The organism is Paenibacillus oceani (genome assembly GCF_014705615.1).
Lineage (GTDB): Bacteria > Bacillota > Bacilli > Paenibacillales > NBRC-103111 > Paenibacillus_AB > Paenibacillus_AB oceani.
The window spans coordinates 65,116-78,859 of sequence record NZ_JACXJA010000028.1; the positions used below are offsets into that span (position 1 = coordinate 65,116).

Below are 13,744 nucleotides of genomic sequence, written 5' to 3' on the forward strand. Positions count from 1 at the left end.
CGATTAGACGGGAAGGGGAGTACACCAATGAACCAGAAAGCAAGTTCCGGCTATCAGCGGGCTCCTGCCACCACAGTATTGCTGTGGCTTTGGAGCCGATTGCATAAATTCGCCGCGCCCCTGGTCGCCCTGCTGGCCTCGGCCTCGATCTTAACCGTACAGGTGGGGTTGGCGGGAAAGCCTGCTCCTCAGCACGGCAGCACGAAAGCGACTTGGCTGTGGGAGGCGGAAAGGCTGGCGGACGCGCGCTCGCGAACGGAGATCGTGCAATTCGCGAAAAGTGAACAGGTTGGACGGATATTTGTACAGATCGATACGGATGCGGAGGTTAGCCATTATCGGCAATTTATCCGTACGGCGGCGGAGGCAGGCATCCGGGTTCATGCGCTGGCCGGCGCGCCGGATTGGGTGCTGCCGCAGCGGCGGCACGTCATGGCGGAGACGGTCGAATGGGTCCGCGCCTACAACCGTTCAGCCGAAGGAGTGGAGCGGTTCGACGGCATTCAGATCGATGTGGAGCCGTATCTGCTGGACGAATGGAAGCAGGAGCAGACCCGGATTGCGGCGGATTGGGTCGAAACGGTGAAACAATTTCGTCAACTGGTCGATAACGCCGGAGGACTGCTGGCCGGCGCCGCGCTTCCGTTCTGGCTGGACGAGCTCCGCTCGCCGGGCCGTTCTGTTACGATGGCCGAGACGATCATGTCGGAGCTGGACGAGGTCGCGCTCATGACGTACCGCAATCGTGCGGATGCGGTAATCGGTTTGGCGGACAAGGAGCTCGGAATCGGCAACCGGATCGGAACCAAGGTATTCGTGGGCGTGGAGACCAATCGGACGGACGAAGGGGAGCATGTGTCGTTTTACGGAGCCGATTCGAGCGAGTTGAATCGCCAAATGGCGGAGATCGAGGAGAAGCTGAGAAACCATCGGTCTTATGCGGGGATTGCGGTTCATGATTATACGGGCTGGAGCAAGATGAAGCCTTAACTGGGTTGCAGGCCGGGGAACGGAGTGGAGAGAAGAGGCCGTTTGGCCCGGAGGAGCCTGATTAGGGCTCCTCCCGGACAACCGTGCTGCTTAAGCAGACGGTCGTTCCCGATTTGATCAGCGTCAGGGGATTGTCGCAGCGCAGCGGAGTTTCTTCCCGGAACGGGATTCCATAATTCTCGAAGCGGACCCGGTTCGACCAGCTGAAGGAGAAATCCGTTCGCAGCGGCTTGTCCATCGCAGCCAGCTCCGCGTACTGGGAGCGGAGCTTTTCGCTCCAATTCCACTGCTTGGTCGTATACGAGTAGGCAACCAGGGTAGCGTTAACCGCAAGCAGCCCTGCAAGAGCCCAGCCGCAAACCCGTGTCAGCTGCTCTCGTTTGGACAGCGGGTTTATTTGCGTTTGTCCGCGAATCGGGCGGAGCTGCAAGGTGCCCGGGTTCGGACGGGCCCGGACTACGAAGGCGAGCCAGGCGCATGCGATCGGGATGACCCAGACTTGCGGAACGTACCGGGCCCACCAGGCGGCCGGGTTGATGAAGGCCGAAGCGAGCAAAACGGCGATCACGCCGGAGACGGCGATTGTAGCGCCGGCGCTTAGGCCATATGCGAGCATGAGCGCAACCGCGGCGATCAGCAGAATGCCGCCGAACAAAGGGCCGAAGCCGCCTACCGCCACGTCCGGCTCGCTAAAGACGGCTAGTTCTTTGGGCGAGACCGTAAACGGCACCTTGGTCGAGGTCGGCATTTTGTCGGTGCCGTTCTCGCGGGATACGGCAAAATACGACACGGCGGCCTGCTCGAACCGGTTCAGCCTCTCCAGATTGCGCGGCGTGAAGTTTTCCATAATATCGACGGAATCCTTGCCTGCCAGCGGGTAGAACGGATGCCCTTTGCTCAACGTGTTCGTGACGTAAGGATTGTAGCCGACAGCAAGGACGGCGATCAATCCGGCGGCGGCCATCGTGACGAACATCCGTTTCATTGTCGTGAATCTTTCGGTCATGTACAGCGCGATCAGCAGTCCGATGCATAGGACGCCTGCATAACCGAGCGCGGTAAACTTTAAATTGACAGCAAACAGCAGAGACGCGGCGAATACCGTTGGAACGATCCATCCCGGACGTTCCTTTGTTATATCGCTGACTCCCTCTTCGCCGCTGTCCCGATTGCCGCGGGTTTTGCCGCTGAATAGCAGCGCGCCCAAGGCAAGCATAATCATCAGTGAAGACGACAGCATACCGTCCACGTAATAGCTGAACGCCTGAGTGACGCTGATCGGATTAAACGCCACCACGGCTGCGAGTACGACCGCTGCCGCAGGGCGGAGGCGGCCGGCGCCGAGGGTGAGCAGGGCAGGGGCCGCCAGCAGGAACGATGCGAAGATCAGCAGCAGGTTAATCAGCTTGCCGTGTTCGATGAGTCCGGTCGCTTTATAAAAAGCGGCGGCGGCGATCTCGGCAGCCTTGGCGTAGTGATTGATCCATTTCTCGTGCGCCGTAGGCAGATCCAGCGGAGCGTCGTAGACCGGATTCCAGCCGTTGGCCAGATGGATGATCGCTTCCTGGTGGTAGGCTTGTCCATCGTAAGACAGATCGAAAAATGCACCCGCCACCGCAAAAGACACGGCGAACGGAATGACAGCCGCCGCAAGGGAAGACAGAAACAGCGGGATCGGGCGATCGGGATCGTAGTGTCTGGCGGCGAACCACCCGAAGGCGATCGTTCCTGCCGCACTGATCCACAATAGAAGCGGCGATACGGGCAGCTTCACGAGAAAGCCAGCCGCCGGCAGTACGAACAAGAGGGAAGTGAACAACACAAGCATCATTCCGGAAATTAAGCTAAGGGTCAAGAGTCGGGTCTTCATCGTCATCTCCTTCTCCGCATGTTGTTAATTTGCAGTTTCGGTCTCACGGTCTCTCCGCTGCAGGCGGGAGGCGGCAAGAGCAAAAAGCCTTTGCTGTTGCCGTAGGTGTAGGCGGACAGCTCTACATCCATAGCGATATGCACCAGGCTACCAGCGTACCTACCGCCAAGCCGCCCAGTACTTCGGTTCGCGTATGGCCCTGTTTCTCCCGGAGCGGCCGGTTGGGCCGCTCGCCTCCAAGGCTATGGCCCAGGCCGTTGCCGGTTTCATCTGCGGCAACGGAGTGCGGCCGGTGCCGGCCCGCCGCGGATAATGCGTTGATCCGGACGGCGGCTTCTCCGACGGCGCGCCGGACTCCGGTAGCGTCGATGACGACGATCATCGTCACGGCTACCGCAAGCCCGAACATTGGCGAGCCGAACCCCGCTTCGAAGCCGGCGAGTACAGCCGCCGAGGAGATCACCGCCGTATGCGTGCTTGGAAAGCCGCCGTTGCCGATATGGCTCCGGGCTTCGGCTCCGTATCGGAGCCGGTTGACCGCGTATTTGATGCAGCCGGATGCCACCCAGGCGGCGACCGGCGTTATAGCGAATAACCATTCGTTGCCGTAAGCGTTCAGGGGCAACGCCTCCTTTTTTCCGTGATGTCTGTCTGGAGTGGACTTGTCCCGTTACGAACGGGCGATAAACAGGACGCCGCACGAGATGAGCCCGACGCCGACCCATTTTTGGACCGATACCGTCTCCTGAAAAAATATCGCTCCCGCCGCCATGACGACGATATAGCCGAGGCTGACCATCGGGTAAGCGGTGCTGAGCGGAAACTTTCTCAAAGCGAAGAGCCACAGCAGCATACTGAAGCCGTAAGCGGCAAGCCCGGCCCACAGCGGCCATGACGACAAAGCCCGCAGCAGTCCCGGCACAGCCCCGGTCCCGCCTGCAGGATCGCCCGCCGGGGAGACGCCCCATTTCAGAAACACCTGCCCGAGCGCACCCAGCAGAACGGACGTGATCAGTACGGCTACGTTCATCTTTCTCCCCCCTTTTAGCGAGCCAATTGGTTTATTCCATATACACCAGGATAAACGCGACCGAGAACGCGTACAGCAAGACGGTCAGCAGAATCGGCTTGTCCTCGAGCAGCACCTTCTCCGGACGTCCCCCTTTGCCTTCCATATGGATTAAGTACAAATAACGGAATATGCCGTACAGGACGAATACGATCGTCCACATCAGATGGATCGTGTGCCCGGATGTAAACGTAAATAAGGCATAGCTGATCAAAGTGGCCGTCGTAACGATGCCGACGAGCTGGTTAAGCAAATCTTGAGAGTAATAAGCGAGCACTTTGCGATGGGCGGCTCCGTTCGTCTTCAATAGGTTGAGCTCGTGCTTCCGTTTGCCGATCGCCAAAAATAAAGCGAGCAGCAGCGTGCAGACGAGAAACCACGGGGTAAGCGGCACGCCGATCGCCAGGCCGCCGCCGATCGCACGCAGCACGAAGCCGGAAGCGATGAGCAGCAGGTCGAAGATGACGACGTGTTTCAGCTTAACCGAGTACAGCACATTGACCGCAAAGTATACAATAACCGTAAAGCCGAAGCTGACTCCCAAAGCGAAAGCCGTCCCGATGCAGGCAATGAGCAGTACGCAGCCGAAAAACAATGCGGCATGTGGGTTGATCGCCCCGGAAGCCATCGGGCGGTGACGTTTCTCCGGATGCAGCCGGTCGGACTCGCGGTCGGTGTAATCGTTCATGATGTAGACGCAGCTCGAGACGAGACAGAAGAGGACGAACGCAACGACGGCTTGTCCGAGCATGGCGACGGAGGCGCTTTTCACGGAAAAGATGAGCGCCGCGAAGACGAGCAGATTTTTCGTCCACTGGCGCGGACGCAGCTGGCGGATATAAGCGACAGCCGGGTTGAAGGCCGGTGTCGGCTTTTCTTCCTCCCATTTGGCGTTAGCGTTGAAAGGGGCCATGTTTTTTTCGTTCTCCTTTGCTGGTGATGACGTATCGTGCAGGTTCTCCGGCGCTGCCGGGCGCGGCGCGGTACGGTGCGGCCAAAGCACGACAAGGCACGGCAAGGCGCAAGCTCCCGGGATGTAAGCGGCCGTGCAGCTTAGATAGCGGTGAAGCGTCGCGCCTGACGCTGGTTAGCCGTATGGCCCGGAGCCTAGGGAGCGCCTGGCGATCAACTGGCACGGGAACCGGGCAGAAGGAGCGGGAGACGCGCCGCCGGCCGGCAGCTCGGCAGCTTGCTGCGCTGCATGCAGAGCACAGGTACGGGTAGGGACGGCTGTGGAACGCCCACTGAGCGATACAAGCGAGCAGCAAAGTTCAAAGTAACCTGTGCCTCAGCTTGACCCGCCCAACGCGCACACTCCGCACGACGATAGGAGATGAGAGCAGCTCTTATTTAGCTGAAAAGCATCGATTTTGTCGAAATAAGAGTTGCTGGCAGCTCTTATCTCAGCATGAAATGCCCAACTTGCGCTCCCCCGGCAACAATAAGACGTCCAAACCGCTCTTATTTAGTTGAAAAGCGTCGATTTCGCGGAAATAAGAGTTGCCAGCAGCTCTTATCTGGCTCGGGAACGTCGAAGTTACTCGGAAACGCCGAATGTTCCTAAGTACCCTCGAGTTGTTCGCGAACGCGAGGAACATCGAAGCCACTCAGGAACGTCGATTGTGTTCCGGAACACCTAGCCGATCTGGAACGTCGTAGCCGGCGGCACGAGCAATTCCCACTCATCCGCCTCCCCGGCCCGATCCCCCAATGCCCAGCAACTCCCCAACAATGAAATAGAGAGTCGGATCGCGCTGCCTTACCGGGGCTCCCTTTCTTTCGTCATTCATTATAACGAACATACATTTCATTATAAAGAACGAAAAACGTTAGAATAACGAAGGAAACGATGAGATACTAGCGAAAATGTTCACTATATGAAACAAAAACGCGATTTTCGAATTTTTTATCGAGCGATAATTTAGGTATACTAGTATCGTCGTTCTTAATAAAGAACGAATAACCCTACAAACAAATAAACCTTAAGCCGACGGAAGGTGATGGAGAAGGAGTGTTGCTGGGATGCCACTGAATGCTGTATCAGCAGTTTTACCGTTCGTGTACGCACTGTGCGGACTGACCGCAGTCGGATTCGCCGCCCTTTACGGATTACGGTTGCGAAACCGGCGGCGCGGGAAGTTAAGCACCGCTTATAGGGAGAAACACCGCGATTACTTCAATTATGTAGGCGCAAATCTTGAAGGCGAGGAGGCGCTCCGCCCTCCCGCCGGTTCGCTCGAACCGCTCGAGCTTCGGGTGATCGGGCGAAAGCTGGAGGAATGGATGGAAGGGATCGAGGGGAGACATCGCGACCGGCTCGCCGAGCTGTGCCTCACGCTCGGCTTGGTCGGCCTCGAGCGCGGCCGGCTCCGCAGCCGGCTGCCATGGGTGCGGATCGACGCCGCCCACCGGCTCGGCGCCATGCGGGCCCGCGAAGCGGCGCCGGAGATGCTGACGCTGCTCGCGCTGGAGCCGCCCGGCCCCGCCGGCTTCGTCATCGCCCGCGCCGCCGCCAAATGCACGCGCTCTGCCGATGACTTGCGGCAGCTCGCGGAGCTGCTGGCGGCGCGGGCTCCCGGCTCCCGCGAGCTCGCCGCAGACATTCTCGCCTCGTCGCCGCTTGATCCGCAGCCGCTGTACGCGGAGCTGCTGGAGTCGGAAGACGAGCCGCTCATCCTGCTGGCGCTCGCCGGTCTCGCCGGCGGCGGCCGGCTCGCCGCTCCCACGGCGCTGGCGCGGCTCGCGGATGACGCGCGCAAGGAAGTGCGCGTCAAAGCGGCCAAGCTGCTGCTCGCGTATCCCCATCTGCTGCCGAACGGGAGGCTTGACGCCTTCCTGCGGCACGACGATTGGGAGATTCGCGCGGCCGCGGCCAAGGCGGCCGGTGAGCTCGGCAACCCGGCGAACGCCGTAAGGCTCCGCCGTTCGCTGCGCGACGGGCAATGGTGGGTGCGCCACCATGGAGCGGTGGCGTTGACGCAGCTCGGGGACACGGGTTTCCGGGTGCTGTGCGAGACGGCCGGCGCCCCCGACGAAAGCCCCGAGACACGCAAGGCGGCGTATGACGCGATCCATGAAGCGCTGAACCGGGCCTCGTCCCCCTGGACGGACAGCGAGTCGCTGCAGCTGGCGGTCCGGTGGAAGCAGATGGCCGCTGCGATGACCGCCGGAGGGTACCCTTCCGGAGCGCAGCAGCCGGCATTCGCCGCAGGCGCGCCCGTCTCGCTAGCCGCCGCTTCTTCCGGCGGACCGGCTCCCGTGCCGGCAGAAAGGAGAATTCGATGAGATCGCTTTTGCTCGGATACGGATTATTCGCTTCCGCTCTGATTATAGGCTCATGCCTGCTTTACTTCATAATCATGCTGCTTTCCCGGAGGACCGTGCTCGCTACGATCCAGAGCGCGGCGTACTCCCGTTTCCGGGAGCTGGGACATTCGGCTTACACGCCGCCCGTGTCCGTGCTCGTTCCCGCTTATAATGAAGAATTAACCGTACTGGAGAGCGTCAGATCGCTGTTGTCGCTCGATTACCCCGGCTATGAGGTCATCGTCGTCAACGACGGCTCGAAGGACGGGACGCTCCAGGTGCTGATCGAAGCGTTCGGCTTGCAGCCCAGCTCGGTGAGCGGCTACCGGCGTACGCTGCGCTCCCGGACGATCCGGCAGGCGTATCGCAGCCCGCTGCATCCGCGGCTCGTCGTCATCGACAAAGACAACGGGGGCAAGGCGGACGCGCTGAATGCGGGAATTAACGTATCCCGCTATCCGCTCATTGCGACCGTAGATGCGGATTCGATGCTGGAGAAAGATGCGCTGCTTCGGCTCGTCCGCACCTATATGGAAAATCCCGAGGAGCATATCGCGGTCGGCGGCAACGTACGAATCGCCAACGGCAGCACGATCGAGCACGGGATGGTCCGCAAGTCGAGAATGCCGAGACGATGGCTGCCGGCGATCCAGTCGGTCGAATACGCGAGATCGTTTTTGGGAGGCCGGATCGGCTGGAGCGCGCTGAACGGGCTGACGATCATTTCCGGGGCGTTCGGCCTGTTCCGCAAAGACCGGCTGATCGAGGTCGGCGGCTACGAGCCGGGATGCCCCGGCGAGGATATGAACGTCGTGCTCAAGCTTCACAAACGGATGCTCGATTTGGGATTGCCTTATTCGATCGTTTTTTGCCCCGACGCGGTATGCTGGACGCAAGCTCCCGATACGCTCGAGGTGCTGGCCAGCCAGCGGAGGCGGTGGATGCGCGGAAGCTTGTGGAATTTGGCCGCGTTCCGTTCCATGCTGTTTATTCCGAAATACAAAACGATCGGTTTCTTGTCGCTGCCCTACACGATCATCTATGAAACGCTCGGCCCTTACTTGCGGCTGACCGGTTTCCTGGCCTTGGTCGGCTACTGCTTGTTCGATATGACGAACTGGCCGATACTGGCTATGTTTATTGCGGTAAACGCGCTGGTCGGTCTCGTCTTTACATGCGGCGCCCTGCTGATCGACGAGATGGCGTTCCGGCGTTCGCCGGCCGGCAAAGATTTGGCCAAAACGATCGTGTGCTCGCTGCTGATGGCAGTCGGCTACGATCAGTTGCAGGCGCTCTGGAAACTCGCTGGACAATGGGAGTACGTGCGCAAATCCGATGCATGGGGCAATATGGTGCGGACAAGCTGGCAGGAGGGAGCGGACAGCTCGGCCGCCTCTCCGGCGGCGACGGCATCCGCGAAGTCGGGCAAGCAATCGCAGGCAGCGAAAGCGCCTGCCGTATAACGAACGATACGAAAAATAAGGAGGACATATACAATGAATACACCACCTTCGGCATTGCGAACATGGACGGAGAAAGGGCAGGGGCTGCCGGCCCCCGCCGGGCAAATTGCAGGACTGGCTTTTCCCGGCCAATGGCTGGAGAGGCTGCACGAGCTGCAAAGATCCGAAAGCGAAGCCTGCGGGCTGATCGCGGCGAGAATCGGCCGGCTCTCCGGCGAGAGAGCGGAGGCGCTGGCGGCATCGATGGACCCTCTGACCGAAGGGGCGGAGCCGATCGTCGACTACTCTGCGGCTGACGGCTTGCTTGCAGTCTGGCTGCCCGGGGCGCTGCTGGCTTCCGCTCATTATTCGGCGATGGCGATCAAGCCGGTACTGGAGCAGTTGTCGCCGGAAGTCGCCGCGCTTGTCGTCACCAGCTTTCCGGAAAGCGCCGATCCGGCGGCCGAAGCGTTGTCGGAGATTGCAGCCATGCTGGACATCCGGCCGGCCCGGACGAAGGGCGAGGAGGCCGACATCGAGCTGTATGTCAAACCGTCCGAACCGGATGCGGACAGCTCGATCGTCGTAGTCGATCATAACGAAGAACTGGCCGATCTGGTCCGGCTGCGCCTCGAGCTGCAAGGATACGACGTTCATGTCGCTGCCGACGGTGTGAACGGGCTCCGGCTCGTCGAGGACAAGCAGCCGGATCTGGTGCTCACCGAGCTTTCCTTGCCCGGCATGGACGGTTATGAGCTGATCCGGCGCATCCGGCGGACGGGAGACGGAACCCGCCGGTCGAAAGTGATGGTGCTGACAGGCAAAGGGTTCGATATGGACGTTCAAGCCTGCTTCGACATGGGAGTAGCCGATTACGTGCGCAAGCCGTTCTCGCCGATCGAGCTGGAGGCGCGAATCCGGCGGCTGCTCGGGTAAAACGGTCAGGAAATCAGGAAGGGGGGCTTTCCGTCGATGAATGCGAATAAGGGCTGGCTGTACCGGCTGCCCAAATGGATACTGCCGATTGTCGTGGCGCTCGCCGTCTGGCATTACTGGCCGGTCAAGCAGGTCGAGAGCGTAGAGCATGCCGACGGCTCGCGAATGAAGTTCCGGACGAACGGCGATTCGCTGGAGCAGTATATGGACGGCCAGTGGTCGCCCTTTTTCGTTAAAGGGGTGAACGTAGGCGCCGCCATGCCCGGGCACGATCCGGGCGACTTGCCGATCTCCAAGGAGACGTACCGGAAATGGTTCGCGCAGATCGCCGATCTCGGCTCGAACGTGATCCGCGTATATACGATCCTGAGGCCGGAATTTTATGAGGCGCTGGTCGAATACAACGAAGAACATCGCGATCATCCGCTTTATTTCATCCAAGGGGTATGGGCGCCCGAGGAAGATTTGGCCGAGAAACGGGACGCGTTCAATCCGGACATTTACGATCAGTTTGAGAGCGAGGTCGCCGATGCGGTTAATGTCGTGTACGGCAATGCCGACATTCCCGAGAAGTTCGGCAAAGCGAGCGGCGCGTACCGCGTCAATGCGGGCCCTTACTTAATGGCTTGGCATATCGGTACCGAATGGGACCCGATCGCGGTCCGGGATACGAACGACAAACATGCGGAGAAATGGACGGAGCCGTTTGTCGGGGACCGCGTGTCGGCCAAGCCGGGAGCGAGTCCGTTTGAGAACTGGCTGGCCGTCATGCTGGACGGCTTGGCCGTACGGGAGGCGCAATACGGTTGGCAGCATCCGCTGACGTTCACCAACTGGGTGACGACCGATCCGCTTACCCATCCCGGGGAAGTGCTGATCGAAGAAGATTTGGTCGGGATCGACGCGAACCATGTGGGACCTGTCGACTGGGCGGCCGGCTACTTCGCTTCGTTTCACGCGTATCCGTATTATCCGGACTTTTTCCGGTTCGATGAAACGCTCCGGGACATTCCTGACGAGTCCGGCAATCCGAATACGTACCGTTCGTACCTTCGTCAGTTGAAAGCCCACTTTCCGGACATGCCGGTGATGATTACCGAATTCGGAGTGCCTTCATCGCTGGGCATCGCCCATGTCGGCACGCTCGGACGCGACCAGGGCGGGCATAACGAAACGGAGCAGGGCCGGATCAACGCTTCGCTGATGAAAGATATTTTCGATGAAGGGATGGCCGGAGCGATCGTGTTCAGCTGGCAGGACGAATGGTTCAAGCGGACGTGGAACACGATGGATTACGAGCTGCCGGCAAGCCGCCGCAAGCTGTGGACGAACGTGCTGACGAACGAGCAAAAGTTCGGGCTGCTCGGCATGTTCTCCAGCAAGGACGGCCCGCTTATCATTGACGGAGACGACAAAGATTGGGAGAAGCTGAAGAGCGGCGACAAGCAGAAGCTGAATGCAGGAGCGCCTGGCTACAAGGAGCTGTGGATGACCCACGACGAAGCTTACGTGTACCTGCTCGCCAAGCTCGACCAGCCGTTCGACCCGAAGCAGCGGAAGCTGTATATGGGAGTCGATACGATAGCAGGGGGCAATAAGCACGGCAAGGAGCTGGCCGGGCGCCAGCTCGACGAAGGGCTCGAAGCGCTTATCTCCCTGGGCGCGGCGGAGGAGAGCGAAGTGAGGCTGGCCGCCAACTACGATTTCCACACCCGTCTGTACGGGAAAAAGTACGGCATGTTCGAGGTCGGGCCGGAAGCTTTGCAGGACGATTCGGGCGTGTTTGCCCCGTGGAAGCTTTCCGTCAGCCTGGAGCTGATCCCGCCGGATACGCGCAAGTACCATCCGTTCGAAGAAGTCCCGGTAGGGCAGCTGAAGCGCGGCACGAACAACCCGGATCTGCCTTCGGCCGACTCGCTGGTCATGTGGGAAGCCAAAGGCAATACGGTGGAGCTGCGCATTCCGTGGATGCTGCTCGGCTTCACCGATCCGAGCTCGCTGCAGGTGATGAGTTATGCCGACAAGGACGGCAAATTCGCTTCGACCGATACGAAAGGCATCCGGCTTGTGCCCTGGATTGCGGATATGGCGACAGGAGAAGCTGTCGGACTGGAGGATACTTCTTCGGGCGGAATGTTCCCCGTATCGCGCCTGCCGGTCTACAGCTGGAACCCTTGGGAAGAGGTCGGCTACGTCGAAAGGCTCAAAGCGAGCTACGGCATGATGAAGCAGGCGTTCGGGGAAATGGGCGGGAACGTCCCGGCCCAAGACGGTCGCTAGCCCAAGGCCGGGACAAAGCGCCATGATCCTAATAAGTGCGGTTCATTGCCGGGACTCCTTACTAACAAACGGTAGGAGGGCAGTCGTTGTATCGCAAATCAGGTTCGCTTCGTGGAGCGGCAGTTTCTTTCGTCTGGACAAGGCGGAGAGCTGCTGCTTCTTTTTTTGCTGCATCGGCTTAGTCGTGGACGGGGAGCAGGGACAAACAAAAAAGCGGCTGCCTGTACCGGCGCCGCCTCATCCCGCTCATGCGGAGGACTTGCATGACCTGCTCTGGAGGAATATCCTTATCCTTATCCGACTTTACGAGAGCGCTAAAGCAAAATGACACTTTGCGTGATGAGCAGCCGCTGACCCGCGGGCGCCCTCACCCGGACATGTTCGAATAGAGCGGCTTTCTTTGTGTGTGCAGCCGTACGGTTCGTTCAGCCGTTCACAAACTCTGCTTTTTGTTGCGCCACTTGTTGTACTCGAGGAATTCCAGAAACTGTTCCTTGCTGATGCCCGATGCCATCGCTTCGCGGACGAGCTCCATCCATTCGGGGTCCAATCCGTCCGCCGGACTCTGCTTGTCGTGCAAAAACGTTTCAACCGGCACGTTCAAAACGGCGCATATTTTCTCGAGAAATTGAATGGAGGGATTGGACTGAATGTCCCGCTCGATCGAGCTCAGATACGATTTCGCCACGCCTGCTTTCTCGGCCAGTTCGCTGATCGTGAGCCCTTTCTCCAGACGAAGTTCTTTCACGCGTTTGCCTATCATGCGACTATCCCCTTTTTTCGCGTGCCAATCGCCGCTGTTGTCAAGTACCATCATACCAAAAACCGCGCCTGGATGCATGTGCAAAACGGACGAGATCGGTTGGAAAAGAACATTTGCAGACCGCTTGTAAGCGTTGCCACAAATAAACCCGGAAAAGCCGGCCTTAATCAGGCTCGTCTCCTCCGGGCGTACACTCTTGAAGAAATTGACGTACTTCTTCTATGGATATGCCGATTTCTTTTGCCGCGATCATTAAATGAATCCAGTTCGGGTCCAGCCTGGTGTCGTGCTCGTGTTGCTCTAGTTGGCGAAAGCCTTGCATGCCGCACTCCCTCCTGTATCCTATGGATTGGTCGGTTGTCGCTTGTATGCAAGTGACGTCGTTTCATAACAGTTCGCGAACGTTCGCCGTTTTACGGGGGGTGGCGCCATGAATCGACATAAATTGGTATAGAAGCACCGGGTAAACGGGAGGTTAGACGGACCGGAAATCCGGGAGCCGGACGAGACCGGGACCGCCATGCCCAAAAAACCTCCAATCCCGCTCAGGGTGCGGGGTTGGAGGTTCAGGCGGGGGACATGGTTTCCCATGGGCCGGACTCAGAAATGCTGCATGCCGCCGTTCGTCTGCCGTCCGCATGGTGTGCAGCTCCCGGCGCGGCGCTTCCGCTGCAAGACGCGGACCGGCGGACGGTCGATCGGACATATTGCGGCAGTCTGCGCGGCCGGGAAGCCGTCTCAGCCGCCGAACGCATCCCGGAAGGCGCGGGCAAGTTCCGCTGGCTCGACGTCCCAAAGCTTGGCGATGTCCGGGCACACATTTTCGTCCCACCAGTCGGACAGCAATTTGCGGTTGCTGCCATTTTCCGCTATGAAGGACAGGTTCAGCACCACTTTTTTTAAATAAAGCTCTTCCGCTTCAGCGAGCTTGGCCGGGGGAACCCATATTTTCAGCCGTTTGATGGTACGGTATAACTCTTTGTTGCAGGCCCGGCGTATTTTACGCAAGTTCGGCAAATTTTGGTCATGTTTTTCATTTTTTTGGTTCATCATGCCGATCCATCCGCTCCTCTCTGCTACTAACCTAT

12 protein-coding genes are annotated in these 13,744 nt (G+C 59.3%); 5 read left to right on the plus strand and 7 right to left on the minus strand.

What is annotated here, in order from left to right; genetic code table 11:
• Positions 1-27 precede the first annotated feature (27 nt).
• A complete protein-coding gene (locus IDH45_RS20095) occupies positions 28-990 on the plus strand; it encodes a hypothetical protein (protein WP_190929916.1) in 963 nt (320 codons plus the stop codon).
• A gap of 61 nt (positions 991-1,051) precedes the next feature.
• Here IDH45_RS20095 and IDH45_RS20100 read toward each other — a convergent pair whose 3' ends face one another.
• From IDH45_RS20100 to IDH45_RS20115, 4 genes are all read right to left on the minus strand, one after another.
• Entirely contained in the window at positions 1,052-2,860 is a 1,809-nt protein-coding gene (locus IDH45_RS20100) for a hypothetical protein (protein ID WP_190929917.1), read from the minus strand.
• Positions 2,861-2,981: 121 nt separating this feature from the next.
• Positions 2,982-3,485: a divergent PAP2 family protein gene (locus IDH45_RS20105; protein WP_397327097.1), complete on the minus strand. Its 504-nt coding sequence runs from the start codon at positions 3,483-3,485 to the stop codon at positions 2,982-2,984.
• A 45-nt stretch (positions 3,486-3,530) separates the two neighbouring features.
• A complete protein-coding gene (locus IDH45_RS20110; protein ID WP_190929918.1) occupies positions 3,531-3,890 on the minus strand; it encodes an SMR family transporter in 360 nt (119 codons plus the stop codon).
• Positions 3,891-3,921: 31 nt separating this feature from the next.
• Positions 3,922-4,842 (minus strand): decaprenyl-phosphate phosphoribosyltransferase, encoded by a 921-nt coding sequence (locus IDH45_RS20115; RefSeq protein WP_190929919.1) that lies wholly within the window; start codon positions 4,840-4,842, stop codon positions 3,922-3,924.
• 1,109 nt (positions 4,843-5,951) lie between these two features.
• On the opposite strand from IDH45_RS20115, the gene IDH45_RS20120 reads away from it, so the two are divergent.
• From IDH45_RS20120 to IDH45_RS20135, 4 genes are read left to right on the plus strand one after another with little or no spacing between them, the layout of a single operon-like run.
• Entirely contained in the window at positions 5,952-7,214 is a 1,263-nt protein-coding gene (locus IDH45_RS20120) for a HEAT repeat domain-containing protein (RefSeq protein ID WP_190929920.1), read from the plus strand.
• Complete coding sequence (locus tag IDH45_RS20125) at positions 7,211-8,698, plus strand: glycosyltransferase family 2 protein (protein WP_190929921.1); 1,488 nt, start codon at positions 7,211-7,213, stop codon at positions 8,696-8,698. The genes IDH45_RS20120 and IDH45_RS20125 overlap by 4 nt, the downstream gene beginning before the upstream one ends.
• A 33-nt stretch (positions 8,699-8,731) precedes the next feature.
• Positions 8,732-9,613: a response regulator transcription factor gene (locus IDH45_RS20130; RefSeq protein ID WP_190929922.1), complete on the plus strand. Its 882-nt coding sequence runs from the start codon at positions 8,732-8,734 to the stop codon at positions 9,611-9,613.
• 36 nt (positions 9,614-9,649) lie between these two features.
• Positions 9,650-11,893 (plus strand): hypothetical protein, encoded by a 2,244-nt coding sequence (locus tag IDH45_RS20135; RefSeq protein WP_190929923.1) that lies wholly within the window; start codon positions 9,650-9,652, stop codon positions 11,891-11,893.
• A gap of 433 nt (positions 11,894-12,326) precedes the next feature.
• On the opposite strand, the gene IDH45_RS20140 is transcribed toward IDH45_RS20135, so the two are convergent.
• The 3 genes from IDH45_RS20140 to IDH45_RS20150 all read right to left on the minus strand — a co-directional run bounded on the left by IDH45_RS20140 (position 12,327) and on the right by IDH45_RS20150 (position 13,706).
• Positions 12,327-12,656, minus strand: coding sequence for a helix-turn-helix domain-containing protein (locus tag IDH45_RS20140; protein WP_190929924.1), 330 nt, complete (start codon positions 12,654-12,656; stop codon positions 12,327-12,329).
• A gap of 163 nt (positions 12,657-12,819) precedes the next feature.
• On the minus strand, positions 12,820-12,978 hold the full coding sequence (locus IDH45_RS20145) for an anti-repressor SinI family protein (RefSeq protein WP_190929925.1): 159 nt from the start codon (positions 12,976-12,978) through the stop codon (positions 12,820-12,822).
• A gap of 416 nt (positions 12,979-13,394) precedes the next feature.
• Positions 13,395-13,706, minus strand: coding sequence for a dehydrogenase (locus IDH45_RS20150; protein ID WP_190929989.1), 312 nt, complete (start codon positions 13,704-13,706; stop codon positions 13,395-13,397).
• Between the last annotated feature and the right edge of the window lie 38 nt (positions 13,707-13,744).

Excerpts from the sequence above, each read along its gene's own strand:
- IDH45_RS20145 (WP_190929925.1), bottom strand. The coding sequence starts at position 12,978 with ATGCAAGGCTTTCGCCAACTAGAGCAACACGAGCACGACACCAGGCTG.
- IDH45_RS20095 (WP_190929916.1), top strand. The coding sequence starts at position 28 with ATGAACCAGAAAGCAAGTTCCGGCTATCAGCGGGCTCCTGCCACCACA.
- IDH45_RS20100 (WP_190929917.1), bottom strand. The coding sequence starts at position 2,860 with ATGAAGACCCGACTCTTGACCCTTAGCTTAATTTCCGGAATGATGCTT.
- IDH45_RS20140 (WP_190929924.1), bottom strand. The coding sequence starts at position 12,656 with ATGATAGGCAAACGCGTGAAAGAACTTCGTCTGGAGAAAGGGCTCACG.
- IDH45_RS20120 (WP_190929920.1), top strand. The coding sequence starts at position 5,952 with ATGCCACTGAATGCTGTATCAGCAGTTTTACCGTTCGTGTACGCACTG.
- IDH45_RS20130 (WP_190929922.1), top strand. The coding sequence starts at position 8,732 with ATGAATACACCACCTTCGGCATTGCGAACATGGACGGAGAAAGGGCAG.
- IDH45_RS20115 (WP_190929919.1), bottom strand. The coding sequence starts at position 4,842 with ATGGCCCCTTTCAACGCTAACGCCAAATGGGAGGAAGAAAAGCCGACA.
- IDH45_RS20150 (WP_190929989.1), bottom strand. The coding sequence starts at position 13,706 with ATGAACCAAAAAAATGAAAAACATGACCAAAATTTGCCGAACTTGCGT.
- IDH45_RS20110 (WP_190929918.1), bottom strand. The coding sequence starts at position 3,890 with ATGAACGTAGCCGTACTGATCACGTCCGTTCTGCTGGGTGCGCTCGGG.
- IDH45_RS20135 (WP_190929923.1), top strand. The coding sequence starts at position 9,650 with ATGAATGCGAATAAGGGCTGGCTGTACCGGCTGCCCAAATGGATACTG.
- IDH45_RS20125 (WP_190929921.1), top strand. The coding sequence starts at position 7,211 with ATGAGATCGCTTTTGCTCGGATACGGATTATTCGCTTCCGCTCTGATT.